This window comes from Arthrospira sp. PCC 8006, from assembly GCF_046480465.1.
Taxonomy (GTDB): domain Bacteria; phylum Cyanobacteriota; class Cyanobacteriia; order Cyanobacteriales; family Microcoleaceae; genus Limnospira; species Limnospira platensis.
In genome coordinates this window covers 1-1,554 of sequence record NZ_PKGG01000445.1, presented here as the reverse complement: position 1 = coordinate 1,554, position 1,554 = coordinate 1, and the positions used below count along the sequence as shown (strand labels likewise).

Annotated in this window: 1 protein-coding gene; it reads right to left on the bottom strand. The window is 51.1% G+C overall.

The window, feature by feature from the left end; genetic code table 11:
- Window positions 1-230: 230 nt before the first annotated feature.
- Window positions 231-1,457, bottom strand: coding sequence for a 2'-O-glycosyltransferase CruG (cruG, locus tag B9T16_RS28570; RefSeq protein WP_410246377.1), 1,227 nt, complete (start codon window positions 1,455-1,457; stop codon window positions 231-233).
- Between the last annotated feature and the right edge of the window lie 97 nt (window positions 1,458-1,554).

The following is a 1,554-nucleotide window of genomic DNA, read 5'->3' as shown; positions in this document are numbered from 1 at the left end:
TCTGTTTTGGGCATACCGTCTAGTTCAATTGCATCAATAACTTTTTGTCTGAGGTCGTAACTATAGGGGGCTGGCATTTTTGGTCTTCTTAGTCATCTCGTCCTCTCCATTATACGTCCTAACTTTCCTGTCTGGTGCTATACATTGCCCTCACCCTAAATCTGGATCCCAGATACATTGCCCTCACCCTAAATCTGGATCCCAGAGGGGGAGAGGGACTTTTACCGGAATTATCCATAGTAGCGTCCTCGCCACTGGGTAGGTCTTTGGGTAGCGGAGAGAAAGAGGCGGAGAACAGCGAGAGGGTCAGCGAGGGGAGACAGCCAGAATACCCATTTAGCTTGTGCTTGGCTGAAGTCATAGGAAGAAGCGATCGCCGCCGACAAAGCGACACGGATAATAAACAGGAAAGCATTTAAGCGCCATAGCCAGGTGAAGATAGGGTTATGGTAGGGAAAGAGGAACCCCAAAGCGAGAGCGATAGTTAAGACCAGTATGGGTAAACCCTGACAGCAGAATAGGAGAGCGAGATCCGCCCAGAGTCCGGCGGTAGAGGAAGCATCCTTTAAATCAAGCGATCGCCCCCAGCCGGACCAAGTATCCATAAACCCATCATACATCCGCACCTTGAGGAGCGCCGCCCCATCCCAAAACCCGACGCGAAAGCCTTTTTTAGCAGCATTTCTAGCCAAAGTCACATCATCACAAAAGGAATTTGAGGCGGTGGTGTAACCATTGAGGGCTTCCAAAACCGAGCGGCGACACAAAAAGCATTGACCGTTAGCCATAACCCGCTCAGGGGTCATAGGGGCGGTATCAGGGGGACCAAATCGATATACGAGGGTAATTAAGAGGGCAGGTTGTAACCACAATTCCCCTGGGTATTTAAGGATAAACTGAGAGGATAGAGAAATCAGGTCATATTGAGCATTTTCTGCAGCCCTAACCAAGGCGGCGACCAGTCCGGGTTGAGGTTGTGTGTCTGCATCAATACCCAAAACCCATTGGGAGGCGGGGGAAGTGCGTAAAAAGCCAGTATGTAAAGCCCAAGGACGACCTACCCAGCCGGGAGGTAAGGGGTCGTCGGTAGTTAAGCGGAAACGAGGGTCGCGCTGGCTTTGGGCGATGACCATATCTGGGGTGGCATCGACTGAGTTACTATCAACTATGATGATTTCGCGTACTTCATAGCCCTGGGCGCTTAAACCGGATAAACAAGGACTGAGGCGGGCGGCTTCGTTGAGGGTGGGGACAATGACGCTAACTTTACCCAATAGGTCTGGGGTGGGGGGGGCTATGTGTAATTGTGGGCGGCGCAGTAACCCTCGAAATAGGCGGGAGAGTAGAATGGCGGTAGCGGGGAGTTGCACGGAAAGTATCAACAGGGCTAAGGCACTGATACTCTCGTAAGTTGATAAGTTAAATAGGGCTAGTAGACTAGGGCTGGGGATGAACATAAAGGGAAAACGCACGGGAATATAKATGGGCGGGTGTGGTGGTGGTKGACTGACGGAAGTTAATGCGATCGCTATTAGACAAGTTTTCGCTGTCACT

What these genes read in the sequence shown, in the direction of transcription:
- cruG (WP_410246377.1), bottom strand. Translation starts at nt 1,457, where the DNA reads ATGTTCATCCCCAGCCCTAGTCTACTAGCCCTATTTAACTTATCAACT.